The sequence below is a fragment of the Streptomyces sp. NPDC048389 genome, from assembly GCF_040706335.1.
Classification (GTDB): domain Bacteria; phylum Actinomycetota; class Actinomycetes; order Streptomycetales; family Streptomycetaceae; genus Streptomyces.
On the sequence record NZ_JBEZKP010000005.1, the window covers coordinates 13,368 to 39,211 of the forward strand.

Annotated in this window: 23 protein-coding genes and 2 pseudogenes; 16 read left to right on the forward strand and 9 right to left on the reverse strand. The window is 71.0% G+C overall.

Annotated features, from left to right (window positions below):
- Window positions 1–36: 36 nt before the first annotated feature.
- The 6 genes from AB0903_RS05465 (at window position 37) to AB0903_RS05490 (ending at window position 5,401) form a co-directional block, all read left to right on the forward strand.
- Window positions 37–492 (forward strand): Lrp/AsnC family transcriptional regulator, encoded by a 456-nt coding sequence (locus AB0903_RS05465; RefSeq protein WP_356897637.1) that lies wholly within the window; start codon window positions 37–39, stop codon window positions 490–492.
- Between the two features lie 50 nt (window positions 493–542).
- Window positions 543–1,706 (forward strand): aminofutalosine synthase MqnE, encoded by a 1,164-nt coding sequence (gene mqnE, locus AB0903_RS05470; RefSeq protein ID WP_366699261.1) that lies wholly within the window; start codon window positions 543–545, stop codon window positions 1,704–1,706.
- Window positions 1,707–1,768: 62 nt separating this feature from the next.
- Window positions 1,769–2,293, forward strand: a complete 525-nt coding sequence (locus tag AB0903_RS05475; protein ID WP_366699263.1) for a GNAT family N-acetyltransferase — start codon at window positions 1,769–1,771, stop codon at window positions 2,291–2,293.
- Window positions 2,294–2,373: 80 nt separating this feature from the next.
- Window positions 2,374–2,670: a DUF4229 domain-containing protein gene (locus AB0903_RS05480; RefSeq protein ID WP_366699265.1), complete on the forward strand. Its 297-nt coding sequence runs from the start codon at window positions 2,374–2,376 to the stop codon at window positions 2,668–2,670.
- 336 nt (window positions 2,671–3,006) lie between these two features.
- A complete protein-coding gene (locus tag AB0903_RS05485) occupies window positions 3,007–4,383 on the forward strand; it encodes a dicarboxylate/amino acid:cation symporter (RefSeq protein ID WP_366699267.1) in 1,377 nt (458 codons plus the stop codon).
- A gap of 343 nt (window positions 4,384–4,726) precedes the next feature.
- On the forward strand, window positions 4,727–5,401 hold the full coding sequence (locus AB0903_RS05490) for a TetR/AcrR family transcriptional regulator (RefSeq protein WP_366699269.1): 675 nt from the start codon (window positions 4,727–4,729) through the stop codon (window positions 5,399–5,401).
- On the opposite strand, the gene AB0903_RS05495 is transcribed toward AB0903_RS05490, so the two are convergent.
- Both AB0903_RS05495 and AB0903_RS05500 read right to left on the reverse strand, forming a co-directional pair.
- Complete coding sequence (locus tag AB0903_RS05495; RefSeq protein ID WP_366699580.1) at window positions 5,370–6,251, reverse strand: MaoC/PaaZ C-terminal domain-containing protein; 882 nt, start codon at window positions 6,249–6,251, stop codon at window positions 5,370–5,372. The two genes, AB0903_RS05490 and AB0903_RS05495, sit on opposite strands and share 32 nt — an antisense overlap.
- A 2-nt stretch (window positions 6,252–6,253) precedes the next feature.
- Window positions 6,254–7,564: a 3-oxoacyl-ACP reductase gene (locus AB0903_RS05500; RefSeq protein WP_366699271.1), complete on the reverse strand. Its 1,311-nt coding sequence runs from the start codon at window positions 7,562–7,564 to the stop codon at window positions 6,254–6,256.
- A gap of 173 nt (window positions 7,565–7,737) precedes the next feature.
- On the opposite strand from AB0903_RS05500, the gene AB0903_RS05505 reads away from it, so the two are divergent.
- A complete protein-coding gene (locus AB0903_RS05505) occupies window positions 7,738–9,660 on the forward strand; it encodes an AMP-dependent synthetase/ligase (protein WP_366699272.1) in 1,923 nt (640 codons plus the stop codon).
- Window positions 9,661–9,834: 174 nt separating this feature from the next.
- Here AB0903_RS05505 and AB0903_RS05510 read toward each other — a convergent pair whose 3' ends face one another.
- Window positions 9,835–10,038 (reverse strand): cold-shock protein, encoded by a 204-nt coding sequence (locus AB0903_RS05510; RefSeq protein ID WP_003967102.1) that lies wholly within the window; start codon window positions 10,036–10,038, stop codon window positions 9,835–9,837.
- A gap of 294 nt (window positions 10,039–10,332) precedes the next feature.
- Here AB0903_RS05510 and AB0903_RS05515 point away from each other — a divergent pair, with 294 nt between their 5' ends.
- The 8 genes and pseudogenes from AB0903_RS05515 to AB0903_RS05550 all read left to right on the forward strand — a co-directional run bounded on the left by AB0903_RS05515 (window position 10,333) and on the right by AB0903_RS05550 (window position 18,455).
- Window positions 10,333–11,226, forward strand: a complete 894-nt coding sequence (locus AB0903_RS05515) for a menaquinone biosynthesis protein (protein ID WP_366699274.1) — start codon at window positions 10,333–10,335, stop codon at window positions 11,224–11,226.
- 42 nt (window positions 11,227–11,268) lie between these two features.
- A complete protein-coding gene (locus AB0903_RS05520) occupies window positions 11,269–13,209 on the forward strand; it encodes a protein kinase (RefSeq protein WP_366699276.1) in 1,941 nt (646 codons plus the stop codon).
- Between the two features lie 239 nt (window positions 13,210–13,448).
- Window positions 13,449–14,648: a cyclic dehypoxanthinyl futalosine synthase gene (gene mqnC / locus AB0903_RS05525; protein WP_366699278.1), complete on the forward strand. Its 1,200-nt coding sequence runs from the start codon at window positions 13,449–13,451 to the stop codon at window positions 14,646–14,648.
- A gap of 7 nt (window positions 14,649–14,655) precedes the next feature.
- Window positions 14,656–15,255 carry a hypothetical protein gene (locus AB0903_RS05530; protein ID WP_366699280.1) on the forward strand — a complete coding sequence of 200 codons (600 nt, stop codon included), beginning with the start codon at window positions 14,656–14,658 and terminating at the stop codon, window positions 15,253–15,255.
- A 188-nt stretch (window positions 15,256–15,443) separates the two neighbouring features.
- A complete protein-coding gene (locus AB0903_RS05535; protein ID WP_366699282.1) occupies window positions 15,444–16,139 on the forward strand; it encodes a demethylmenaquinone methyltransferase in 696 nt (231 codons plus the stop codon).
- Window positions 16,140–16,169: 30 nt separating this feature from the next.
- Complete coding sequence (locus AB0903_RS05540) at window positions 16,170–17,081, forward strand: glutaminase (protein ID WP_366699582.1); 912 nt, start codon at window positions 16,170–16,172, stop codon at window positions 17,079–17,081.
- 171 nt (window positions 17,082–17,252) lie between these two features.
- A pseudogene (locus AB0903_RS05545) lies at window positions 17,253–17,321 on the forward strand (zinc-ribbon domain-containing protein); the annotation flags it as partial.
- A 252-nt stretch (window positions 17,322–17,573) separates the two neighbouring features.
- Window positions 17,574–18,455 (forward strand): hypothetical protein, encoded by an 882-nt coding sequence (locus tag AB0903_RS05550; protein WP_366699588.1) that lies wholly within the window; start codon window positions 17,574–17,576, stop codon window positions 18,453–18,455.
- A gap of 25 nt (window positions 18,456–18,480) precedes the next feature.
- Here the strand turns inward: AB0903_RS05550 and AB0903_RS05555 are convergent, their stop codons facing one another.
- Complete coding sequence (locus tag AB0903_RS05555) at window positions 18,481–19,008, reverse strand: GNAT family N-acetyltransferase (RefSeq protein ID WP_366699284.1); 528 nt, start codon at window positions 19,006–19,008, stop codon at window positions 18,481–18,483.
- A 120-nt stretch (window positions 19,009–19,128) separates the two neighbouring features.
- Between AB0903_RS05555 and AB0903_RS05560 the strand changes: the two genes are divergently transcribed.
- Window positions 19,129–20,415 (forward strand): geranylgeranyl reductase family protein, encoded by a 1,287-nt coding sequence (locus AB0903_RS05560; protein ID WP_366699286.1) that lies wholly within the window; start codon window positions 19,129–19,131, stop codon window positions 20,413–20,415.
- Between the two features lie 376 nt (window positions 20,416–20,791).
- On the opposite strand, the gene AB0903_RS05565 is transcribed toward AB0903_RS05560, so the two are convergent.
- The 5 genes and pseudogenes from AB0903_RS05565 to AB0903_RS05585 form a co-directional block, all read right to left on the reverse strand.
- Window positions 20,792–21,601, reverse strand: a complete 810-nt coding sequence (locus tag AB0903_RS05565; protein WP_366699288.1) for a hypothetical protein — start codon at window positions 21,599–21,601, stop codon at window positions 20,792–20,794.
- A gap of 90 nt (window positions 21,602–21,691) precedes the next feature.
- Window positions 21,692–22,072: a hypothetical protein gene (locus tag AB0903_RS05570; protein ID WP_366699290.1), complete on the reverse strand. Its 381-nt coding sequence runs from the start codon at window positions 22,070–22,072 to the stop codon at window positions 21,692–21,694.
- Window positions 22,073–22,115: 43 nt separating this feature from the next.
- Window positions 22,116–23,089, reverse strand: a pseudogene (locus tag AB0903_RS05575) (helix-turn-helix transcriptional regulator); the annotation flags it as partial.
- A gap of 444 nt (window positions 23,090–23,533) precedes the next feature.
- Window positions 23,534–24,325 (reverse strand): class I SAM-dependent methyltransferase, encoded by a 792-nt coding sequence (locus tag AB0903_RS05580; RefSeq protein ID WP_366699292.1) that lies wholly within the window; start codon window positions 24,323–24,325, stop codon window positions 23,534–23,536.
- A gap of 489 nt (window positions 24,326–24,814) precedes the next feature.
- Complete coding sequence (locus AB0903_RS05585; protein ID WP_366699294.1) at window positions 24,815–25,654, reverse strand: C40 family peptidase; 840 nt, start codon at window positions 25,652–25,654, stop codon at window positions 24,815–24,817.
- Window positions 25,655–25,844 lie beyond the last annotated feature (190 nt).

Below are 25,844 nucleotides of genomic sequence, written 5' to 3' on the forward strand. Positions count from 1 at the left end.
TTGCGGTATCGCCGAATAATGGAAGGCTTGAGTCTAATGGACGCCGTGGACAGGCAGCTCATCCAGGCCCTGCGCGAGAACGGCAGGGCTTCGTACGCCGAACTCGGCCGGCTCGTGGGGCTCTCCGGCCCCTCCGTCACCGACCGCATCAACCGCCTGGAGGCGGCAGGCGTCATCACCGGGTACCGGGCGACCGTCGACGCCGCCTCGCTCGGCCTCGGCGTCACCGCCCTGATCGGTATCTCGCTCTCCGACGCCGCCGACCACGACGACGTGGCCCGCCGGCTGAAGGACCTCGCAGAGATCGAGGACTGCTGGTTCATCGCGGGCGACGACTCGTTCATGCTCAAGGTCCGGTCCGACAACGTGGACGGTCTGGAGAAGACGATCCGCCGGCTCTCCGGGACGCGCGGCGTCTCCCGTACGCGTACCACGATCGTGCTCTCCACCAAGTGGGAGAACCGGGTCGGCGACCTTCCCGAGGAGAGCTAGGGATACCGTTGGTGGAGCCCGATCGGTACATGTATGGGAGGCGGCCCCAAGTGGACGCAGGACTCAAGCGCGAGCTCGAGGAGAAGGTCCGGGCCGGTGAGCGGCTGACGCGTGAGGACGGTATCGCCCTCTACGAGTCGGACGACCTGGCGTGGCTCGGCGGGCTGGCGCACGAGGTGCGCACCCGCAAGAACGGCGACGTCGTCCACTTCAACGTCAACCGCCACCTCAACATGACGAACGTGTGCACCGCGTCGTGCGCGTACTGCTCGTTCCAGCGCAAGCCGGGCGAGAAGGACGCGTACACCATGCGCATCGAGGAGGCCGTCCGCCTCGCCAAGGCGATGGAGGGCGAGAACCTCACCGAGCTGCACATCGTCAACGGGCTCCACCCCAACCTCCCGTGGCGCTACTACCCGCGCTCGCTCTCCGAGCTGAAGAAGGCGCTGCCCGGCGTATCGCTGAAGGCATTCACCGCCACGGAGATCCACCACTTCGAGACGATCTCCGGGATGTCCGCCTCCGAGATCCTCGACGAGCTGATCGAGGCCGGTCTGGAGTCGCTGACCGGCGGCGGCGCCGAGATCTTCGACTGGGAGGTCCGGCAGCACATCGTCGACCACCGCACCCACTGGGAGGACTGGTCGCGGATCCACCGCCTGGCGCACGAAAAGGGCCTCAAGACCCCGTCCACGATGCTGTACGGGCACATCGAGGAGCCCCGCCACCGGGTCGACCACGTGCTGCGGCTGCGTGAACTGCAGGACGAGACCGGCGGCTTCCAGGTCTTCATCCCGCTGCGCTACCAGCACGACTTCGTGGACATGCAGGACGGCAAGGTCCGCAACAGGCTCCAGGCCCGCACCACCATGGCGACCGGCGCGGAGGCGCTGAAGACCTTCGCGGTCTCGCGCCTCCTCTTCGACAACGTCCCGCACGTCAAGGTCTTCTGGGTGATGCACGGCGTGCAGACCGCCCAGCTGGCTCTCCAGCACGGCGCCGACGACATGGACGGCTCGGTCGTCGAGTACAAGATCACGCACGACGCGGACAACTACGGCACGCCGAACAAGCTGACCCGCGACGACCTGCTCGACCTGATCCGCGACGCGGGCTTCCGCCCCGTGGAGCGCAACACCCGCTACGAGATCATCCGCGAGTACCCGGGACCGGACGCGGACCGCCGTGAGTCGCCGCAGCCCATGCGCCTGTGAGTGCCGTCTCGTCCTCTGGAAGCCCCGGCCGCGGCCGGGGCTTCCTTGTCTACGCTGCTTCCATGGCCCTCACCTTCGAGCTCGACCCGCCCGGCGGGGACGACCTGCGCGACGGCGTCGTCGCGCTCTGGACGGACGTCAGCAACGCGGGCGGAGCCGTCGGCTTCGTGCCACCCGTCACGGCCGAGGAGATCCGGCCCGAGTGGCGCAAACACCTGACGGCCATCGCGGAGGGACGGATGCGTCTCCTCGTCGGCCGCGACGAGGACGGCCGGATCGCGGCCACCGCCTTCCTCGCCCACAACAGCCACCGGCTGATGACGCACTGGGTCTGGCTCTACACGGTGATGGTCCATCCCCGGCACCAGGGCAAGGGCTGCGGACGTGACCTGATGGCCGCCGCGGCGGACGCCGCCCGCGGCTTCGACGGCATCGAGGCGATACGGCTCACCTGCCGCGGCGGCACCGGCGCCGACCGCTTCTACGCCGCCTGCGGGTACAAAGAGGTCGGCCGGGTGCCCGGCGCGATCAGGGTCGCCGACGGCGACGACCGGGACGACGTCATCATGCTGCTGCCGCTTGTCTAGGCCCTCCCGGCAGGTCCACCGCGGGCGGCGTGCTTCACTGGAACCGGCACCCACGTCGTACGCAAGGAAGAAGGCCCGCCGTGTCCGCTGCAAGGACGAGCGCCGCGATCCGGTACACCGCACTGCGTCTGGCGATCTTCGTCGGATGCTTCGTCGTCGTGGCCGGCCTGGTCCAGATCGGGGCCCTGCCCAAGGGCCTCGGCGACTCGAACTTCGTCTGGGTCGTCCTGCTCTCGCTGGTGCTCTCCGCGCCGCTCAGCTTCGTCCTGCTGCGCAAGCAGCGCGACGCGATGTCCGAGCAGATCGTCACCAGGGTCGACGGCGCCAAGGCACGCCTTGAGGCCAACCGCAACCAGGAGGACGGCCTCGCCCGCTGAGTCGCGGGAACCCTCGCCCGCTGAGGCGCGGGAAGCTCTCGCCGCCGAGGCGCGGGACAGGGGGCCCGACGGGCGCTCCCCAAGGACAGCTTTGAGGTTCTCAAAGTCAAAGTGTTAACGTGTTCGGCATGAAGACAGCAGTGCGCCACCACGACGCCGCGAGCATTCCGCTCGTGGCGCGCCTGCATGTCGACCTGTGCCGCTGTATGTCCGCGGTCTGTTGCCGGTAGCCGCTTCGCGCCACCCGGCACCACACTGCGGCACCGCGCCTTCGCGCGCCCGGGCGCCGCACCCCGTCCCCCTGTACTTCCCCCACGCCATCACTGGAGTGCGTCCGTGTCCGCGAACACCGCGTCCACCCCTGCCGGAAATCGGTCCGGCTCCGGTTTCCGTATACCCAAGGTCCCCTTCTGGGCCCAGATCGTCGCCGGTCTGGCGCTCGGTGTGCTGCTCGGCTGGCTCGCCCGCAGCCAGGACGTCGCCTGGCTGAAGGACACCCTCGACCAGATCGGCTCGATCTTCGTCCAGCTGCTGAAGCTGGCCGTCGCGCCGCTCGTCTTCTTCGCGATCCTGGTGTCCATCACCAACCTGCGGAAGGTCAACAACGCCGCCCGGCTGGCCACCCGCACCCTGCTCTGGTTCATGATCACGTCGCTGATCGCCGTGGCCATCGGCCTGGTCATCGGCCTGCTCACCAATCCCGGGGCGGGCACCGGCCTCACCCCCAAGGACGGGCAGAAGCCGGAGAACGCCGGATCCTGGATCGACTTCCTCACCGGCATCGTCCCGACGGACGTCATCACGCCGTTCACCGAACTCGAAGTGCTCCAGATCGTCTTCATGGCCGTCGTCGCCGGTATCGCCGCGCTGGGGCTCGGTGACCGCGCCAAGCCGGTCCTCGTGCTGAGCGAGTCGGTCCTCGAACTGCTGCAGAAGGCCCTGTGGTGGGTCATCCGCCTCGCCCCCGTCGGCACCGTCGGCCTCATCGGCTTCGCGATCGCCGACTACGGCTGGGACCTGATCGGCAAGTACGCCACCTTCACCGCCGACGTCTACATCGGCTGCGCCCTGGTCATGTTCGGCGTCTACCCGCTGCTGCTGGCGACCGTGGCCAAGGTCAACCCGCTCCAGTTCTACAAGGGCGCCTGGCCCGCCATCCAGCTTGCCTTCGTGTCCCGCTCCTCGGTCGGCACCATGCCGGTCACCCAGAAGGTCACCGAGCGTCTCGGTGTGCCGAAGGACTACACGAGTTTCGCGGTCCCGTTCGGCGCGACCACCAAGATGGACGGCTGCGCCGCCATCTACCCGGCGCTCGCCGCCATCTTCATCGCGCAGATCTTCGACGTGCAGCTCGGCATCCAGGACTACCTGCTGATCGCCTTCGTCTCCGTCGTCGGCTCCGCCGCGACGGCCGGTCTGACCGGCGCCACCGTCATGCTGACGCTGACCCTGTCGACGCTGGGCCTCCCGCTGGAGGGCGTCGGCCTGCTGATGGCGATCGACCCGATCCTCGACATGATGCGCACCGCCACGAACGTCACCGGCCAAGCGCTCGTTCCGGTCATCGTCGCGGCCCGCGAGCGGATCCTCGACCGGGACGCGTACAACTCCGCGACGTTCTCGCCGATCGACGACATCGACACCGGCGCGGTGGATGCCGGCGACGACGCGGGGGAGACCGGGCGGAAGGCGGCCGTGCCGGTTCCCGCGTAACCCCCGGTCGCGAACCGTCAGAAGCAGGGCCGTGGGCCTCTCCCGTTTCAGCGGGCGGGGCCCGCGGCCCTTCGACGCGGCGGAACACGCCCCGGCGCGGAGCGCCCGGTCGGCGACGGCCTGCCGGCGGTCGAACCCGGGTCGCACCGGTGTCCGCCTCGCCGCGGGCAGAGCACACGGACGTCCGGGCCCACCCGGATACGGCCGAGACACGCCACCCGCGGTTGACCTCCTCGCTCGCGGTGGACCTTAATGCGGGCCATGAACGCCGCCATGACGCTGTCAACTGCCGGAGTCGTAGTCTTACTGCTGAGTAGGGGCACGGGGCGGGAGGAACACTGACATGAGTGCTGTGAAGAGCGCGAGGTCCAAGCGCATGCCGCGCGCCGTGCGCGAGCAGCAGATGATGGACGCCGCCGTGCAGACGTTCGCGCAGCGCGGCTACCGTGCCGCGTCGATGGACGAGATCGCGGAGCTCGCGGGTGTCTCCAAGCCCCTGGTGTACCTGTATCTGAACTCCAAGGAGGAGCTGTTCACCGCTTGCATCCGGCGGGAGGCGCAGCGGCTCACCGAGGCCGTGCAGGCGGCGATCGAGCCGCGCCTGCCGGCGGACGAGCAGATGTGGGCCGGGCTGGAGGCGTTCTTCCGGCACACCCGGGAGAACCCGGACGGCTGGTCCGTGCTGCACCGCCAGGCCCGCACGCACGGTGAGCCGTTCGCGGCGGAGGTCTCGAAGATGCGGCAGGAGATCGCCGACTTCGTGACCGTACTGATCGGCGCCGCCGCCCGCCAGGGCGTGCCTCCGGCGCCGGGCGCGGCGGGCTCGCACCGGGGCGACGAGCTGGCGCACCGGGACGTGGAAGGGCTCGCGCAGGCGCTGGTGGGGGCCGCCGAGTCGCTCGCGGGGTGGGCGAACGACGCCGGGATCTCGGCGAAGGAGGCCGCCGGCCTGCTGATGAACTTCGCGTGGACCGGCCTCGGCGGCCTCATGCGGGGCGAGCGCTGGTCCCATCGCTGACGGTCCCGCCGGCCAGGTGCACCCGTTGTCCCCCGCGCAGTTCGAAGTCGGTGCCCCGGCCGGTGGTGCGCGCCGCGTAGGTGACGTCGGCCGGGAGCAGGACGGGAGCCTTGAACTCGGCCCGTGCCTCGGCCGCCGGCCCGCCGCTCCGCTCGGCCTCGGCCACACAGCGCGCGAAGGTCCACATGCCGTGGGCGATGGCGCGCGGGAAGCCGAACAGCCGTGCCGTGAGCGGATGCAGATGGATGGGGTTGCGGTCGCCGGAGGCCGCGCCGTAGCGGCGGCCGAGGTCGCCGGGCGCCCGCCACCCGGTGACGGCGGGCGGCGGCGCGGCGTCCGCGGGGCCGCTGTCGCGGGGGTCGTCGTACGCGGTGCGGTGCCGGGCCAGGTAGGAGCTGCGCGACTGCCAGACCAGCGCGCCGTCGAGCCGGGCCTCGGTGACCAGCACCACCTCGGTGCCGCGCCGGTGGGGCGTCAGTTCCCCCGCGTGCACGGCGAGTTCGGGGCGGTGCTGCCGTACCAGCCGGTGGCCGTGCCGCTTGATCTCGATGCGGGTGTGGACCAGGCCGAGAAGCGGGAGCGGGAAGGCGCGGTCGGCCATCAGCCGTACGGCGAGCGGGAATCCGAGGACGTGGGGATACGGGAGCGGCAGCGCCTCACCCACGGGGAAGCCGCAGATGTCGGCGTACGCGGCGAGGCGCGCGGCGTCGATACGCGCCTCGGGCAGCACCAGCCGGGTACGGGGGAGCGCCGCCCCCGCGTCTACCCGGCGCTTCAGCACGGAGAGCGCCGCGCCTTTCGCGAGCAGAGGAGCGAGCGGGGGCATGGTCGTCAGCGTGACGGTGTCCATGGTCACGCACCCAGCAGGCTCTGGCCGCAGACGCGCAGGACCTGGCCGTTGACGGGCCCCGAGGACGGGTGGGCGAGGTAGGCGGTCGCCTCGGCGACATCGACGGGGAGGCCGCCCTGGCCGTGGGAGTTCATCCGGCGCCCGGCCTCGCGGATGAGCAGGGGGACGGCGGCGGTCATCATCGTCTCGATGAAGCCGGGCGCGACGGCGTTGACGGTCACGCCGTGCGCGGCGGCGGCGCGCGGGGCGAGGGAGCGGACCAGGCCGATGATTCCCGCCTTGCTCGCCGCGTAGTTGGTCTGGCCGGTGTTGCCCGCGATGCCGGCGATCGAGGCGGTGGCGACGATCCGTCCGCCGCGGCGGACGGCGCCCGTCTTCAGCAGGGCGTCCGTGGTGTCGAGGACCGAGGAGAGGTTGACGTCGACGACCTGGCTCCACCGGTCCGCCGGCATGTTGGCGAGCCTGCGGTCACGGGTGATGCCCGCGTTGTGGACGAGGACGTCCAGATGGCTGTCGGGGAGCGTGGAGGCGATGCGGTAGGCGGCGTCGTCCGCGGTGATGTCGAGCGGGAGCGCGGTCGCCCCCAGCCGGTCCGCGGTGCGGACCAGGTCCGCCTGGGCCCGGGGCACGTCCACGCAGATGACGTGGGCGCCGTCGCGGGCGAGGACCTCGGCGACGGACGCGCCGATGCCACGGGCCGCGCCGGTGACGAGCGCGGTGCGCCCGGTGAGCGGACGGGCGGGGTCGGCCGGCTGCCGGGGGACGGTGTCGGTCAGCTCGACGACCTGGCCGCTGACATACGCGGACTTGGGGGAGAACAGGAAACGCAGCGTGGACTCGGCCGCAGTGGGAGAAGGGGCCGCCAGCCGGACAAGGTTGACGGTGCGACCGCGGCCGATCTCCTTGCCGAGGGAGCGGACGAGGCCCGCGAGCGCCTCCTGGGCGGCTGCCTGGTGGTGGTCGTCGGCACAGGGCCGGGCGCCGAGCACGACGACGCGGCCGCTGTCGGCGACGGTGCGCACGACGGGGTGCAGCGCGGCGTGCACCGACGCCAGATCGGCGGCTCCGGCGACGCCGGTGGCGTCGAGGAGGACCCCGGCCGGGCGGTCCGCCGCGGTCACCGTTTTCAGGCCGATGCCGGGCAGCGGGCCGTCGAGCCCGGAGCCGGCGGCGGTCAGGACGAGCAAGGGGCCCTCGAGGGCAGGGCGTTCGGGGCTCCAGCGGTGCAGCGGGGCGGGCCGGGGCAGACCGAGCCGGCGGGTGAGGAAACGGCCGGGGGCCGTGCCGGTGAAGTGCAGATAGCGATCGGCCATTGTCCTGACTCCTGCTCGGTCGTAGATTTACTACTCAGTAAGGTTACTTAGGAGTCAGGAGCTGGTCGAGATGTTGCCGGGCGGCGCCTCGGAGGATCGCGATCCTCGAACACGCCTGAGCGCGCCCCCGCACCACAGGCCCGCCGCACCGGACCCATCACGAGGAGCCGCACGTGTCAGTCGATCTGGTTCTCCCCGCCGGGGCGCCCGCGCCGGTGGAGCCGCACAAGAAGCAGGTGAACGGCGTCGTCCGGGAGGTGTCCGTGCCGGCGCTGGTGCCGCCCGTCACCACCGGGTCCCTCGCCGACATCCCCTTCCGCAACGCCCGTGAGGCCCCCGGCGACGCGGTCCTCAGCCGCAAGGACGCCGACGGGGCCTGGCAGGACGTCACCGCGGCGCAGTTCGCGGCGGAGGTCCTCGCCGTCGCGAAGGGCCTGATCGCCGAGGGGCTCGAAGCGGGCGACCGGATCGCGATCATGTCCCGTACGACGTACGAGTGGACGCTCCTCGACTTCGCCGCATGGGCCGCCGGACTGGTCACCGTCCCCGTCTATCCGACGTCCTCCGCCTTCCAGGCGCGCTGGATCCTCGAGAACTCGGGCGCCGTGGCCTGCGCCGTCGAGAGCGCCGAACAGGCCAGGCTGATCAGCCGTGAACGCAGGCAACTGCCCGGCCTCGACCATCTGTGGGCATTCGACACCGGGGGCATCGCGCGGCTCCGCAAGGCCGGCGAGGAGGCCCGTGTCCCCGACGCGGTCGTCACCGCCCGCAGGGCCTCCCTCTCCCCCGACTCGATCGCGACGCTGATCTACACCTCGGGCACCACCGGCCGCCCCAAGGGCTGCGTGCTCACCCACGCCAACTTCTTCGCCGAGGTCGACAACGCGATCGAACTTCTGCACCCCGTCTTCAAGTCGGTCAGCAAGGAGCCCGCCTCCACCCTCCTCTTCCTGCCGCTGTCGCACGTCTTCGGGCGCATGGTCGCGATCGGCTGCCTGCGGGCCCGGGTCCGGCTCGGGCACGCCCCCTCCATCCAGGCGGAGGACCTGCTCGCGGACCTGGCGGGCTTCCGGCCGACGTTCCTGCTGGCCATCCCGTACGTACTGGAGAAGGTCTTCAACACCGGCCGGGCCACCGCGGAGAAGATGGGCAGGGCCGCGTCCTTCGACCGCGCCGCGAAGATCGCGCAGCGGTACGGGCAGGCGGTCGAGGCCGCGGAGCACGGCACCGGGCCGGGACCTTCGCTCGGTCTGAGGGCGGCCCGTGCCCTGTACGACCCGCTGGTCTACCGCCGGATCCGCGCGGCGCTCGGCGGCAAGGTGCGGTACGCGATCTGCGGCGGCTCACCACTCGGCCGCCGGCTCGCCTCCTTCTACGCGGGCGCGGGCATCCAGGTCTTCGAGGGCTACGGCCTCACCGAGACCACCGCGGCCTCCACGGTCACCCCGCCGCTGCGGCCCCGGCTGGGAACCGTCGGCTGGCCGATGCCGGGCACCGCGGTCCGGATCGCCGACGACGGCGAGGTGATGCTGCGCGGCGGCCAGGTCTGCGGCGGCTACTGGGACGCCGGGAGCGGTTCGGCCGTCCCGCTGACGGACGCGGAGGGCTGGCTGCCGACCGGTGACCTGGGGGCGCTCGACGACGACGGCTACCTGACGATCACCGGCCGCAAGAAGGACCTCATCATCACCTCCGGCGGCAAGAACGTCACCCCCGCGCCCCTGGAGGACTGGCTGCGCGCCCACCCGCTGGTCGCCCAGTGCATGGTCGTCGGCGACAACCGCTCGTACGTCACGGCTCTGCTCACCCTCGACGCGGACGGGCTCGACCACTGGAGGCGGATGAAGAAGAAGGCGGATCTGCCCCTGGCCGACCTGGTGCGGGACGAGGAACTGCTCGACGCGCTGCAGCGCGCGGTGGACGAGGCGAACCGGCTGGTCTCGCGGGCCGAGTCCATCCGCCGCTTCCGGGTGCTGGCGGCGGACTTCACCGAGGAGAGCGGCCATCTGACGCCTTCGCTGAAACTGAAGCGTGCGGCGATCGCCCGTGACTTCGAGGCGGAGATCGAGTCCCTCTACGACGGCCGGCGCGGCTAGCGCGGCCGGGGGGCACGGGCGGGTGCCCGGCGTCGCGGGGGCGTGCCGAGAGGTGGGGGTGCCGGCGTCGGCGGGAGCGGGTGCCCGAAAGGCAGAAGCCCCGCCCCGTACGGCCGTACGGGGCGGGGCTCCTTGGGTACTGCTCAGTCGTGCGCGATCGCCGACCCTGGCTGACTAGGCCGGGGTGACGTTCTCCGCCTGCGGGCCCTTCGGGCCCTGGGTGACGTCGAAGTTCACGACCTGGTTCTCCTCGAGGGAGCGGAACCCGGACGCGTTGATCGCGGAGTAGTGGACGAAGACATCCGGGCCGCCGCCGTCCTGGGCGATGAAGCCGAAGCCCTTTTCAGCGTTGAACCACTTGACGGTTCCGGTAGCCATGAGCCCTCCTATGGGCCAAAGGGTTGCCCTGCTCCAGAACCTGCAAGAAGTCTGAAAACTACAAAAGCCTGCGGGTTACATGCTCCGCAGGCTCTGTACTGCAAGGGAAACCAAACTGCAACTTGCGTCGAGCCTAGCACGCAGCGTGTGCGCAGCGGTAGAGGGAAAGATCACGTCACCCGAACGTTTGATCACACCCGTCCGGGCTGACGAAGCCCAGCTCGGACGGGGCGTGCCGGAGCGTCGCGGTCACCCGGCGCCGGAGGGGGACGGGCGCGGGTCTAGCCTCACGATGTGGACAGTCCTGGAGAAAGCACAGCAACAGACCTCCGTCGCAGCCGGCCGCGTGTCGGTCACATCCAGTTCCTGAACTGCCTCCCCCTTTACTGGGGGCTCGCCAGGACCGGAACTCTCCTCGATCTCGAACTGACGAAGGACACACCGGAGAAGCTCAGCGAGCGGCTGGTGCGCGGAGAACTCGACATCGCGCCCGTCACACTGGTGGAATTCCTGCGAAACGCCGATGAACTCGTCGCCTTTCCCGACCTTGCCGTCGGCTGCGACGGCCCGGTCATGTCCTGCGTAATCGTGTCGCAGCTGCCGCTGGAGCAGCTCGACGGGGCGCGCGTCGCACTCGGCTCCACATCCCGCACCTCCGTACGGCTGGCCCAGCTGCTGCTCGCCGAGCAGTACAAGGTCGCCCCCGACTACTACACGTGTCCGCCCGACCTCGGTGTGATGATGCAGGAGGCCGACGCCGCCGTCCTGATCGGCGACGCCGCGCTCCGGGCGTCCCTCCACGACGCCCCTCGGCTCGGTCTGCGGGTGCACGACCTCGGGCAGATGTGGAAGGAGTGGACCGGGCTGCCGTTCGTCTTCGCCGTGTGGGCGGCACGCAAGGAGTACCTGGCCCGCGAGCCGGCCATGGTCCGCACGGTGCACGAGGCGTTCCTCGCCTCACGGGACCTGTCCCTCGAGGAGGTCGGCAAGGTCGCGGAGCAGGCCGCGCGCTGGGAGGCGTTCGACGCGGAACTGCTGGAACGGTACTTCACGACGCTGGACTTCCGTTTCGGCCCGGACCAGCTGGAGGGTGTGAAGGAGTTCGCCCGCAGGACCGGCCCGACGACCGGCTTCCCGGCGGACGTGACAGTCGAACTTCTCGGTCCCCACGCCTCCTCGGCGTCCTAGTCTTGGGCCGGACGGTGGGACGGCCGAAACGGGGGGATCCACTTGCAGGCACTGGAACCGGACGAGCCGCGCAGCATCGGCGCGTACCGGCTGCTGGGCAGACTCGGCGCCGGCGGCATGGGCCGGGTCTATCTGGGTCGCAGCGCGGGTGGGCGGACCGTCGCGGTCAAGGTCGTCCATCCGCACTTCGCGCTCGACGGCGAGTTCCGGGCCCGGTTCCGGCGCGAGGTGGAGGCGGCGCGGCGGGTCGGCGGTGAGTGGACCGCACCCGTCCTGGACGCCGATCCGGACGCCTCGCAGCCATGGGTCGCGACCGGTTATGTCGCGGGGCCCTCACTGGCCGACGCGGTCGCCGGGCACGGCCCGCTGCCCGGCCGCTCGGTACGACTGCTGGGCCGGGGGCTCGCACAGGCGCTGACGGCCGTGCACACCGAGGGGCTCGTGCACCGGGACGTGAAGCCGTCCAACGTGCTGCTGACCCTCGAAGGGCCCCGGCTGATCGACTTCGGCATCGTACGGGCCACCGACGGCACCGCCTCCCTGACCTCGACCGGAGCGTCGGTCGGCTCTCCCGGCTACATGGCGCCGGAGCAGATTCTCGGCAGGCGCGTCACCGGTTCCGCGGACGTCTTCTCCCTCGGGGCGACCCTGGCGTACGCCGCGACCGGCGAGGCGCCGTTCCCGGGTGACTCCTCCGCCGCGCTGCTCTACAAGGTCGTGCACGACGAGCCGGAACTGGGCCTGCTCGACGGCGATCTGCGGGATCTGGTGGCCGGCTGCCTGGCCAAGGACCCGGCCGCGCGACCTGCTCCCACCGAGATATCGGCGCTGCTGCAGACCGGTGCGGAGACCGGTGACGGATGGCTGCCGACACCCATGGTCGAGCGGATCAGCCGGGCTGCCGTCGAGCTGCTGCACCTGGAGTCCTCGCCCGCGGTGGACGTACCGGCTCCCGGACCGTCGGGTCCTGTGGCGTTCGGCAGCTCCGCCGTCGGCGTCTTCGGTCCGCCGCCGTCCGAGAGCTCCGGCGCGCCGGGCACTCCCCTCCATGAGCCGCCGGGCCGGCCGCCCGCAGGGGCGGGAGCGTCCGTCCCGGGACAGTCCGGGTACGCCGGGGACCCGCGGGGCCCGGGGGCGGAGGGGGCGTTCACGCAGGACGGCACGGGTCACGTGCGCGCCGTGCCGGGCGCGGGCGCCGGGTGGGGGCCCTCGGCGGCGCCCGACCCGCGGCCCGGCGCCTCGGCCAGTCCGGCGTCGGGTTCGTATGCCGCTCACGGTCCGGCGTCGGGTTCGTATGCCGCTCACGGTCCGTTCGCTCCGGCCGGTCCGCCGGTGAACGGCGTATCGCCCCCGGCCGGCGCGCTCAGGCGCGGCCGCCAGATCAGCTGCACCGCCGCGATGGCGGTGGCCGTCGCGGTCGCCGCGGTGACGGTGGCCGGCGGGTTCCTCCTCGACTGGTGGCCGGACAAGGGCGACGGCGGCAGGGGCAGCTCCGACGTGGCGCGGTCGCCGTCGGGCGGCGAGGAGAAGGGCGGCTCCGAGGCGCAGCCGCCCGCGTCCGGCACCGACGCCACCGCGACACCGACCGGCTCCGCCGACCGGGCCGACACGGTACCGCCGGCCTTCATCGGCACCTGGACCGGTGACGTGGAGGCGCCGAGCGCGTATTCGGAGCACGTCCTCACCGTCGAGTTCACGGCCGGGAAGCAGAACGAGGAGGTCGCCCGTGCCTCCGACCACCTCGTCCTGACGAATGTCGCCGAATTCAAGTGCCACGCCCTCGGCGAACTCCTCTCGGCCACCGACACGTCCGTGCGCATCGAGGAGCGTGTCGACCCCTACCGACCGAACCCGCCCGGCCAGTGCCAGACGAGCAACGTCGTGTGGCGGTTCACGCTCCAGAAGGACGGCACCCTCCGTTACGAGCCGGAAGGCGCCGCACCGGGACGCCACGGGGGAACGCTCGCCAGGACCGACGGCTGAGGGTGCCTGGTCGCACGGGCACCGAACGGCCCTCGCAGGGCCGGTGCACCGGAGGCGACGCGCTTGTGGAGCTGACGATCACCGGTGACGGGACGCCGCGAGACCGGTCGCGCGAGGAGGCCGCGGGCCACCTGACCGCGACGGTCACGAAGAAGACCGGCCGACGGCCCGGCCCGAGCGGTGGCGTAGCCTGGATCGGTCCGTGGAACCAGCAGAAAACCGCCGAAGGGTGACGCCCGGTGACCGAGAAGGCCGATCTTCAGCCCGTCCTGGACCGTGCCGCCGAAGGCGGCCGGATCACGGCAGAGGAAGCGCTCGAGCTCTACCGCTCCGCTCCGCTGCACGCCCTCGGCGCGGCGGCGGACGCCGTGCGCCGGCGGCGGTACGCGGGCAGCGAGCACATCGCGACGTACATCATCGAGCGCAACATCAACTACACCAACGTGTGTGTCACGGCGTGCAAGTTCTGCGCCTTCTACGCAGCGCCGAAGGACACCGCCAAGGGCTGGACCCGCGACCTCGACGACATCCTGCGCCGCTGCGCGGAGACCGTCGAGCTCGGCGGCACCCAGATCATGTTCCAGGGCGGCCACCACCCCGACTACGGGGTGGAGTACTACGAGGAGCACTTCGCGGCCATCAAGAAGGAGTTCCCGGAGCTGGTGATCCACTCGCTCGGCGCCTCCGAGGTGGAGCACATGGCCCGGATCTCCGGGGTGTCCGTGGAGGAGGCGATCTCCCGCATCCACGCCGCCGGTCTCGACTCCTTCGCCGGTGCGGGCGCCGAACTGCTGCCCGCGCGGCCGCGCAAGGCGATCGCCCCGCTCAAGGAGTCGGGCGAGCGGTGGCTGGAGATCATGGAGATCGCGCACGGCCTGGGTGTCGAGTCCACTTCCACCATGCTGATGGGCACGGGCGAGACGAACGCCGAGCGCATCGAGCACCTGCGGATGATCCGCGACGTGCAGGACCGCACGGGCGGCTTCCGCGCCTTCATCCCGTACACGTACCAGCCGGAGAACAACCACCTCAAGGGCCGGACGCAGGCCACGCTCTTCGAGTACCTGCGCATGATCGCCATCGCGCGGCTCTTCATGGACAACATCGCCCACATCCAGGGCTCCTGGCTCACCACCGGCAAGGAGGTCGGCCAGCTGTCGCTGCACTACGGCGCGGACGACCTCGGCTCGATCATGCTCGAGGAGAACGTCGTCTCATCGGCCGGTGCCAAGCACCGCTCCAACCGCATGGAGATCATCGACCTGATCCGCAAGGCGGGCCGCGTGCCCGCGCAGCGGACCACGACGTACGAGCACATCGTGGTGCACGAGGACCCGGCGGACGACCCGGTCGACGAGCGCGTCGTCTCGCACATCTCCTCCACCGCCATCGAGGGGGGCACGGCCCACCCGGAGCTGAAGCTGCTCCCCGCGAACTGACGCGGCCGTGCTGACGATCCACGTCGCCGAGGCGTCGCCGGAACTCGCCGTTCTCGTCGACGGCGCGCACATCGCCGCCGTCGGCCCGTACGAGGACCTGGCCGCCGTCCGTCCGCAGGCGCGGGTACGGCGGTGGCCCGGCATCCTCACCCCGGGGCTGCTCAACCCGTACGGGCCCGAGCTGCTGGAGGCCACCTACCATCCGGACCCGCGCGAGGCCGACGAGCTGGGCACCGAGCCGATCACCGGCGAGCGCGCGCAGGCCGTCTTCCGTGCCGACGAGTCACGCCGGGGCGCGAGCGCGCGGCGCGGGGTCCAGCGGATGCTGGCGCACGGGACGGTCGCGATCGCGGGCGAACTGCGCAGCCGGCCCGCCCTGGACGCCGTGCGCCGCGCCGGGCTCGTCGTGGGCGGGCGTCCTCCGAGACTGCCGGGACCGCCGTCGTTCTCGCCGGTGCCCCTCGTCCTGCTGCCCGGCCCGGTTCCGGGCGGCCCCGCCCGGTTCGCCGTGTTCGACGTGCCGGACCGGGCCGCACTGGTCCGGTCCGGGGCCTCGACCTGCGTGGCCACCGTCATCGGCGGCCGCCTGGTCCACCGGCGCAGATAGCCGTGCCCTCCCGGCCTCAGCGGCCCCGTCCCGGCTCAGTCGCGCCCGTCCGGTCTCAGCCACCCCGCCCGTTCGGGCCTCTGCCACCGCAGCCGTCCGGAATCGGCGGCGGCGGGCGAGTACGGATTCCGGAGCGCGCGGCCGCACCCTGGTCCGTGCGGGGACGGGGCGGGTTGCACAATGGGTCCGTGACCCGAGCCTCCCTGGAAAAGCAGCCGCACGAAGTCGCCTCGATGTTCGACGACGTGGCGGCGAACTACGACCTCACCAACGACGTGCTCTCGCTCGGACAGGACCGCCGCTGGCGCAGGGAGGTGGCGAAGGCTGTCGACGCCCGTCCCGCGGAGAAGGTCCTCGACCTGGCCGCGGGCACCGGGACCTCGTCTCTGCCCTTCACCGCCACCGGCGCGTATGTCGTGCCCTGCGACTTCTCCCTCGGCATGCTGCGCGAGGGCAAGCGGCGTAATCCGTGGCTGCCGCTCACCGCGGGCGACGCGACGAAACTGCCGTTCGCCGACGACGTCTTCGACGCCGTGACGATCTCCTTCGGGCTGCGCAACGTCCAGGACACGGACGCGGCCCTGCGTGAGCTGCACCGGGTCACCAAGCCGGGTGGACGCGTGGTGATCTGCGAGTTCTCGCACCCGACGTGGGCGCCGCTGCGGACCGTCTACGAGGAGTACCTGATGCGGGCCCTGCCGCCCGTGGCCCGCGCGGTCTCCTCGAACCCGGACGCGTACGTCTATCTCGCCGAGTCGATCCGGAGCTGGCCCGACCAGCCCGCCCTGGCGCGCCGCCTCCAGCAGGCCGGCTGGTCCAAGGTCGCTTGGCGCAACCTGTCCGGTGGCATCGTGGCGCTGCACCGCGGCGCCAAGCCCCAGTAGGCAGCGGGCATGGAGCTTCACGGAATCGCCGTGGACTACCAGGCGGTCCTGGAGCAGATCGCCGAGGACGTCGCCCCGCTGGTCGGCAGCGGCACCCCCGCCGAGTACATTCCCGCACTCGCGGGTGTCGACCCGCGGTGCTTCGGCATGGCCGTCGCCGACGTGAGCGGCAAGGTGTACGGGGTGGGGGACTGGGAGCGACCCTTCTCCGCGCAGTCGATCACCAAGGTGTTCGCCCTCGCGCTCGCCCTGGCCGAGGGTGACGACACCCTGTGGGAGCGGGTCGGCCGTGAGCCCTCCGGCAACCCGTTCAACTCGCTGGTGCAGCTGGAGTACGAGAACGGTGTCCCGCGCAATCCGTTCATCAACGCGGGCGCCCTCGTCGTCACCGACCGGCTGCAGACGCTCACCGGTGACGCGAGCAGCGAACTGCTGGAGTTCCTGCGCCAGGAGAGCGGCAACCCGGACCTGGCCTTCGACCCCGAGGTCGCCGAGTCGGAGTCCGCGCACGGCGACCGCAATGCCGCGCTCGCCCACTTCATGGCCGCGTACGGCAACATCGCGAACCCGGTACCGACGCTGCTCGACCACTACTTCTGGCAGTGCTCGATCGAGATGAGCTGCGCCGATCTGACCCTGGCGGCACGCTTCCTGGCCCGCCACGGGCTGCGCGCCGACGGCTCGCGGCTGCTGACCCGCAGCGAGGCCAAGCAGATCAACGCCGTGATGCTGACCTGCGGGACGTACGACGCGGCGGGCGAGTTCGCGTACCGGGTCGGGCTGCCCGGCAAGAGCGGGGTGGGCGGCGGGATCGTGGCGGTCGTACCGGGGCGGTGCACCCTGTGCGTCTGGAGTCCCGGACTGGACGCGCGCGGCAACTCGGTGGCGGGCATGGCGGCACTGGACCGCTTCACGACGCTGACCGGCCTCTCCGTGTTCTGAGCAGGCCGGCCATTTCCGTTGCCCCGGCGCCGAGCTGACGGGAACCGGCCGGTGGTGAAGATGAGTCAGTGGTCTACGACTGCAAAGACCGTACTTGTCCGCCCGCTCCCTTCTCCACTCCCCTCCTGAGCCTCATCTCCCCGTACCCGCCTGCTGTTTCGGAGTCTCCCCATGGCGTCGTACTGCCAGCACTGCGGCACCCCGTCCCCGGATGAGGCGCGCTTCTGCATGGAATGCGGGAAGGAGCGGCTGCCCGAAGTGCCGTCTGTGCCGTCCGTGCCGTCCGTGCCATCGCCACCGGCTGTGGCTCCGCCCGCCTTCGCGATTCCGTCCGGCCCGGCGGCCGTGATGCCGGTGGCCCCGCCCCTGTCCGCGCCTTTCCCGGCCGTGCCTCCGTCTTCGCCCGCGCCTTTCCCGGCCGCGCCCCCGCCTTCGCCCGCGCCCTTCCCGGCCGGGACCGCGCCGGCCGCCCCGGTCGATGAGCCCGCCCCCGTGGCCGGTGCGCTGCCCGAGCAGGGCCCGGCCGCTCCCGTACCGACGCCCACCGCCGTGGGCGGCGGCGCCGCGGCGTACACACCGGGGCCGTACGCGCCGCAGCCACCGCTGCTCCCCGGGGCGTACGACGAGCCCGCCGCCGACGGGGGCCGCAAGCGGCGCGTCATGGTGTGGACGGCCACGCTCACCGCCGCGTTCGTCGTCGGCGGTGGCGCGACAGCCGGTGTGCTGATGCTTCAGGACCGGGGCGACGACCGGGCCGGCCCGTCGGTCGAGACCGTCGGGACGCCCGGTGCCGATGCCAAGGCGTCCGCATCCCCCTCGCCCACCCCGCCGCCCACGGCGTCGTCCGCCGCGCCCTCCGTCACGCCGTCCACCGAGCCGTCCCCCCGCGCGTCCGTATCCCCTCCCGGCGCCGACTCCGTGCTCCCGCCCGGATTCGTCCTGAAGCGGGACCCGGCCGGGTTCACCATCGGCGTGATGGAGGGCTGGGCCCGTCGTCAGGCCGGCAGCCAGGTCTTCTACGAGGCCCCCACCGGCGGCGCGTACATCCAGGTCGGGATCGTCAGGGACACCCCGATGAGCAGCCACGAGAACTTCACCGGCCTGGAACGCAAGTACCTGGCGAACACCGAGAGCGCGTACGAACGGGTCCGGCTGGAGGAGAACACCTACCAAGGACGGCCGGGTGCGATCTGGGAGTTCACGCACATCCCCGAGCCCGACGAGAGCTCCTTGCGGCGTCACGTGATCGACCAGGCGTTCGTCGCCGCCGACGGCACCGAGTACGCGATCCTCGCCGCCGGTCGCGCCGACGCCTGGGACCCGGTCACGGACACGGTGTTCTCCACCGCGGTCAACACGTTCAAGGCCGGCTGAGTCCGGAGGCCGGCCGGTCCCGGACTCAGGGCCGGGCGGCCGCCAGCTCCAGCCGGAAGCAGAAGCCCTGCTTCCGGGACACCGGAGCCGTGAACGTCTCCACGAGTTCCATGCCGAGCCGCCGGGTCACGGCGATGGAACGCTCGTTGCGGGAGTCGACCATCGCCACGACCCGCTCCACCCCCGCCGCCCGTACCCGCTCCAGCGTGGTGCGGGCGGCCACGGTCGCGTACCCCTTGCCCCAGGCGGCACGTGCCAGCCGCCAGCCGATCTCGATCTCGCCGACGGGGCCGAAGTCCTCGTGCGGCCACGGCTGGGCGCCGGTGAAGCCGATGACCTCGCCGTTCTCGTCGAGCATCGTCCAGAGGCAGAATCCGCGCTCGGCGTCGTGTCTGCGCTGCCGCGCGGTGAGCTCCTCGTAGACGGACAGTCCGGCCGCCTTCCCGCCGTGGAACTCCATGACCTCCGGGTCGTCGAAGACACGGTGCCAGGCGACGGCGTCCTCGTCCGTGGGCACCCGGAGCCGTATGACGGGGAGCGGCCTGCTGGTCATGGACGGAGCCCTTCGGTCGGTTGATCGGTACGCCACCTTAGACTGCACAAGACTGCACCTGTCCTGTGCCGTTCGGTACGCGATATCGACAGCCCCATCGAATCTTCGGGAGAAGCCGCCGTGACCGAAGCCCTCACCGAGCACTCTGCCGATGTGATCGTCGTCGGCGCGGGCCCGGCCGGCTCCACGACCGCGTACCACCTGGCGAAGGCCGGACTGGACGTGCTGCTGCTGGAGAAGACCGCCTTCCCGCGTGAGAAGGTCTGCGGCGACGGCCTCACGCCGCGCGCGACCAAACAACTGGTCGCCATGGGCATCGACATCTCGGAAGAGGCCGGCTGGCTCCGGAACAAGGGCCTGCGGATCATCGGCGGCGGTGTGCGGCTCCAGCTCGACTGGCCGGATCTCGCCTCGTACCCGGACTACGGTCTGGTCCGCAAGCGCGACGACTTCGACGAGCAACTGGCCCGGCAGGCGCAGAAGGCGGGCGCGCGGCTGTACGAACGGTGCAACGTCGGTGCGCCGCTCATCGACGACCGCACCGGCCGGATCACCGGTGTGCACGCCAAACTCGGCGAGGAGAAGACCCCGGTCACCTTCCGCGCCCCGCTCGTCGTCGCCGCCGACGGCAACTCCTCCCGGATCTCGCTCGCCATGGGCCTGCACCGCCGTGAGGACCGCCCGATGGGCGTCGCGGTCCGCACGTACTTCACCTCACCGCGCCACGAGGACGACTACCTCGAGTCCTGGCTGGAGCTGTGGGACCGCCGCGGACCGGGCGAGGACCGGCTGCTGCCCGGCTACGGCTGGATCTTCGGCATGGGCGACGGCACGTCCAACGTCGGCCTCGGCGTCCTCAACACCTCCGCGTCCTTCAAGGAGCTGGACTGGCGCGAGGTCCTCAAGGCGTGGTGTGCGTCCATGCCGGAGGACTGGGGCTACACCGAGGAGAACATGACCGGCCCAATTCGCGGGGCGGCCCTGCCGATGGCCTTCAACCGCCAGCCGCACTACACCCGCGGTCTGCTGCTGGTCGGTGACGCGGGCGGACTGGTCAACCCGTTCAACGGTGAGGGCATCGCCTACGCGATGGAGTCCGGCCAGATCGCGGCCGACGTCATCGTCCAGGCCCAGGCCCGGCAGACTCCGGCCCAGCGTGAAACGGCCCTGCACCGCTACCCGAAGGTCCTCAAGGACACCTACGGCGGCTACTACACCCTGGGCCGCGCCTTCGTGAAGCTCATCGGCAACCCGAAGGTCATGAAGATCGCGACCCAACGCGGCCTGACGCACCCCGTGCTGATGAAGTTCACGCTGAAGATGCTGGCCAACCTGACCGACCCGACGGGCGGTGACGCGATGGACCGCATCATCAACGGCCTGTCCAAGGTCGCTCCGCGTTCGTGATCATCCAAGCCGGATGGCGTGGGGCAGTTGTGGCCTACGGTGCGAGCCCGTTCACGCCGTAGGCATGACCGGTTAGCCGATTCGAGATGTGGGTAACCCAGGCTGCGACCGCGCAGTACGAGGCCGCGTCCGAGCCCTGGCATGCTCATGAACCCAGGTGGCTGAAGCCGTGACTTCCCAGCACTACGAAGCCGGATCGGCGGGCGAGCCGTAGGTGGCGGGACATCTTCTCCATGGGGAGCTCTGTCCATGTCCGCCTGGCTTGGTGACGTTGTGTTCTCGTTTGGTCATACGTAAATCGTCCGCACGTGGTGTCCCGTGCGCAGCACAGTTTCCGATTAGCACAGAACCGTCCGGTGCACCGGTGAAAGGCGATCTATGGAAACGGCACCCTCTCGCGATGGGCAGCCCACTCTCGTGCGGCGGCGGTGAGGGCGGCACGGTGCGGCAGTGGTCGAGTCCGCTCCCAGTCTTCCCACGCGCGGAAGACGGTGCGCGCGAACGTGGTCACTGTGGCAGGGGCGGCGGCGCTGTACGCGGGCACCTGCCGGGCGATTGCCTCGGCCTGCTCTGCGGTGTGTCCGGCGGAGATGAGCCGCGGGATGGTCAACGCGGTGTCCGCCCATGCGGGGGCGGGGCAGGCTAGAGCCCAATCAAGCAGCAGCAGCTTGCCGACAGGGGTTACCAGCATGTTGTGCGGCGACATGTCTGTGTGAGCGAGCCCTCGACCTTGCAGCCCGGCGGGAACATCATCGGGAAGGAAGTCGGCCCACCGTGTGTGAAGCGGCTTCTTACGCAGCGCCTCAGGCCATGGCGCCTCGGACACGACGCTGAGCGTCTGGACAAGGCGGGCGAGATCGTCGGACTCCGGTGTCATGTCCGGGTAGCGTCCCTCGACGTACTCGTACCCGTACAGCAGCCACCCGCCGGCGTCGACGTTCCAAAGGACGTGGGGCGCACGAAGTGCGTTCCGGGTGACTTGTGCCTCGTGGCGGTACACCCAAGCCTGCGGGTCGTCGCGGCGGGTGCCCTTGACGAACATTCGGCCCGCTCGTGTGTCGACGGTGCAGGCGAGTCGAGACATGACGCCGTACGGTGCGGTCGCGGCCTCCTCGACCGGGCCCGTCTGGTGCTCGACGGCGGCCTGGGTTGCGGCTGGTAGGTCGTGCCATTCGATGCGGTCCACCGCCGGTCTCCCTGCATCGGTCGGACAAAAGGGGGCCGGCCCCCGGTCTGGCCACAGCGTGGCACAGACCAGAGGCCGACGGGGGCATCGTCAGGGATGGAACGGGCTGTCCGAGCAGTTCGCGTGGCACTGCGAGCACTCGGCGAGGTCCAGCTCGGGCCAGAACTCCATGTCGATCTCGTACCCGGCGAGTGTGATCGCGTCGACCGTCCGGGCACGGAGGGCCTTGCCGCCCCCGTGCTCCTCCGGGTCGAGGTATCCGGGCTGGTGGTCCAGGAACCGGCCGAACTTCTCCTCGCAGAACTCCCGATACGCCTTGGTGTGGAGCAGGATGGCGTGCCAGAAGTCGTCCACGAGGGGCGACGGGCTGAGCGGCTTGTCGCTGTAGTCGCACGCGGCGAGGAAGGCGAGCATCTGCCCGACGCCACGGTCGGCCTTCTCCTCGGTCAGCCGCGGGAACTTGGCGCGCATGTTGTCGACCAGGGTCTCGCGGAGTTCCGTGCTGATCAGCGTCCGTGCGGCGGTTTATCGCGAGCGCTCGTGTCTGGTCGCCGGATTCCAGCGCCACGCTGATCGCGTGAATCTGCACGTTGCCCGGTGAGAACGTCACTGAATGGCGGTCGTAGACCGGTGGGCCCTGGTGGTTCGTCATGCGTTCTGCCGCGGCGCGGGCATGCGCGATGCGGTCCTCGGACTCCGACGGCCGGCCCGCACGTGCGGCCGACACGGCGGCGCGGAGGTGCAGAGATCCCCACATCCGAACGGCGAGGGGATCGCCGAGGTCGTAGTCGTCCTGGATGCTGCCGAGGGCCTTGTCGGACAGTGACAGGGCGTCGTCCCAATCGGCGGTCGCCCACATGTCCCATACGCGCATCCAGTCGGCGAGTGCGGGCATGACGGGGTCACCGGACAGGCGGGCGGACCAGGCCGCACGCTCGGCGGCCATGGTGATCAGTTCCGCGTGTCCGAGGGCGTGGGCGGCCGTGTGGGCGAACTTGCAGGCGACGGCGTAGATGGCGTACGCCTCTTCGCGTTCGTGGCCGCTGGAAACCTCGGCGAGCGCCCGCGCCTCGCGTAGCAGGTCCGGCAGCACACGCAGGACGGCCACGTTGGCGGCGGCGTCTCGTAGACGGTGCAGCCTGGTCATGTCACGCGATAGTTCGCTCGACGGCCGGGGGGTGCCCTCGAACACCGGCGTGAGGTCGTAGCGGCGTAGTTCACGCAAGATGGACGCGGCGGCGACCTGCCACTGATTGTCAGCCGGGCTGCTGGTGTATGGGCGCCCGATCAGGTCGTTGGGATGAACGTGCAGCTCGGCCGCGATGGCGTTGAGCAGGCCGACGCGGTCGATCTCGATTCGTCCGCGTTCCATCTTGGACACCCACCCCTGAGACTTTCCCAGGGCGGCGGCGAGGTCCCCTGTGGCATGCCCAGGCGCAGGCGCGCGCGGCGAACACGGCGGCCGATCTCCTCGGCTTCTTCCAGCATGCGCGGGGCTCCATCCGTTCGGGCTCTCTCAAGAACGGTACCCATGAGGAGCGGTGAGCGTCTTCCGTGGTGGCAGAACGACGAAGGCGCCCCCACGGAGGGCCCACCCCTGGGCCTGGCTCCCGAACTGGCCGGCCCGCGCGAGGAACTGCTCCTCGACATGATCCGCCGCGTCCTCCCGCTGCGTGGTGAACGCCGCTTCGTGGCCCCCGTCCGCATCCCCGGCCGTGCGGCCCGCGCGATGGCGTCCGGAGGCCAGCTCCCCACCGGCCCGGTCCGCGGGACACACAGACGTTCCAGGACTGGCTGCGGGAGCGCGGGACGTGACCGGAGGACCGGCGTGACCGCGTAAGCGTGACCCCTTGACCGCGCGGTCAGGACACGCAAATGACGGCCCGGTCGCCGTCGACGGGCCCGCCCCGGCACGGCTCGGCGCCGGTCGGATCAGACGGTGTGGGTCACGCGGAGTTTCGACTGCCCGTGCGGCAGTTGCTCCCAGTCGTCCATGAAGCGGGCGGCGAGACCGTGCCCCGCGGCCAGCCGGGTCAGCGTCTCCGTGCGGTAGTAGAAGTCCTCGCCCAGGACCTGGTGCTCATGCGCCTCGGTGCGGTCGTAGGTGAAGTCGAAGAAGCCACCGGGTGCCAGCACCCGTCCGATGTGGGCGAGGCATTCGTCGATGACCTCCAGCGGCGAGTGCGAGAAGACGCTGTGCGCGTGCACGACCGTGAACGACGCGTCGGGGAGGAAGTCGAGCTTCAGGTCCTCGACGGGGGTGAGATACGGCATCTTGTGCTGGAGGCCGTACCGGACGAGGGTCTTCTTGGCCTCGATGAGGATGTCCGGCGAGATGTCGATCCCGTAGTAGTGGCCCGGCTCCAGATGGTCGATGAACCGCCACCCGGCCCGCAGGTTGCCGCAGCCGATCTCGAGCAGCCGGTCCTGCGGCCGCAGCCCGTGCTCCTTCAGGTAGTCGAACTGCATCTGCCCGATGGCGAGCCAGCGCTCGCGGGACGGCCCTCCGCCCACCGCCGCCTCGGGGCTCCTCGCGGTGTCCGACGCCATCACCGCCCGGTAGTACGCGACGTGCCCGCCGCGATGGCGCAGCCGCAGCCACGTGTCCCGGCCCGCGCGGCGCAGATAGGGCAGCACCCGCCCGGGATGCCGCAGCGCGTACCGCGCCTTGTGGCCGAGCCGTGAACGGTTCGTCGACAGCCGGGATCCGGGTCCGTGCTGCATGACGCCTCCTGTGCCGTTGGTGGGCCGCCCCTGGAGGATGCTAACCATCGACGGCACGGGCGGCCCGGATGCGGCACGGCGGATCTTCGGGGAGCCAGGGCGCGAAGGCCGGCCGGTCGCCGACCGCCCCTGCGCCCGGGCTGGGCCGAGTGGCCGCACCTGTCGGCCGGGCCGCGCCGGCTCGCCGCGTACCGACCCCTCACGCCGGTCGTCGACGCCACGCGCGGACCGCTGACCGGTACGGGGGTCGGCACGGCGGGCCGTCTTCTCGTCCGGCGGGTCGGGCCGGTCCTGGCGGGCTGTCCGGGGGCGAGGTACGTCTTCCACCGCGAGGCCATGCCCCGGGCATCCGGGCCGGCTGCCCGCCGGATGCGCGAAGGCCGCCGCTCCCCCGAGGGAGCGACGGCCTTCCGTACGCTTCACGCCTGTCGCTTCACACTTCGCGCGGTGTGCGGGCGCACTTCGGGCGCCCCACGTGCTGAGGGGACGTCAGAGGACGCGGACCGCGCCGCTCGCCGGGTAGCCCGACAGGTCCTGGATGACGACGCCCTTGCTCGGGTTCGCGGCGTCCAGGTACTTGCCGTCGCCGATGTAGACGCCCGTGTGGTACGCCGAGCCGGCGCCGCCCCAGTAGAGGATGTCGCCGATCTGCAGGTTGGACGTGCCGACCTGGGTGCCGGCGAGGGACTGGTCCTGCGAGACCCGCGGGAGGTCGATGCCGACCGTGCGGTAGGCGGCCTGGACCAGGCTGGAGCAGTCCCAGGCGTTGGGGCCGGTGGCGCCCATGATGTAGGCGTCGCCGAGCTGCGCCTTGAGGAAGGCGACCACTGTCGCGGCGCTGCCCGTGGCGGTGCCCGTGGCGGTGCTGCCGGCGGAGCTGCCGGCGGAGCTGTAGGTGGAGAGGGAGGTGCGCTCGGAGTCGCGGGACGCGCGCTCCTCGGCGGCGGCCTCCGCGCGCTTCCGCGCTTCCTCCTCCGCCTTCTTCTTCTCGGCCTCGGCCTTGCGGTCCGCCTCGGCCTTGGCCGTCTCCGCGGCCTTCGCGGCCTTGGCGGCGGCGGCGTCCTCCTGGGCCTGCAGCTGCGCCTGGAGTTCGAGGTCCAGGGCGACCTGCTCGGTGGCTTCGGCGGCCTGGGTCACGGCGGTGACCGCGTCCGCGGTGAGAAGGGGCATCTCGATGGTCTCGGTCACCGGCACGGCGTTCGCCGGCCCGGCGGCACCGGCCATCGCGATGGTGCTGAGGAAGCCACCGGCAACTCCGGCCCGTATCGCCATTTTCGAGGCGCTGCGGCGGGGCTTCCGGTGGCTGGGTATGTGAGCGGTGTGGGACATGAGTACAACCGCTATCAGGGCTTCCCGGTTCCCTTCAAGAAACGTGTGTTGCGCCACAGTTACGACCGGAACCTCTGAATCCGCTTTGCATGGACCCTTATTGGCGCCGTAACGGGCAAAACGGGCAAGCATGATCAGGGCTGTGATCATGGGCTTTCCGTAAAAGGTCCGAATTGCCGGTGGCTTACCA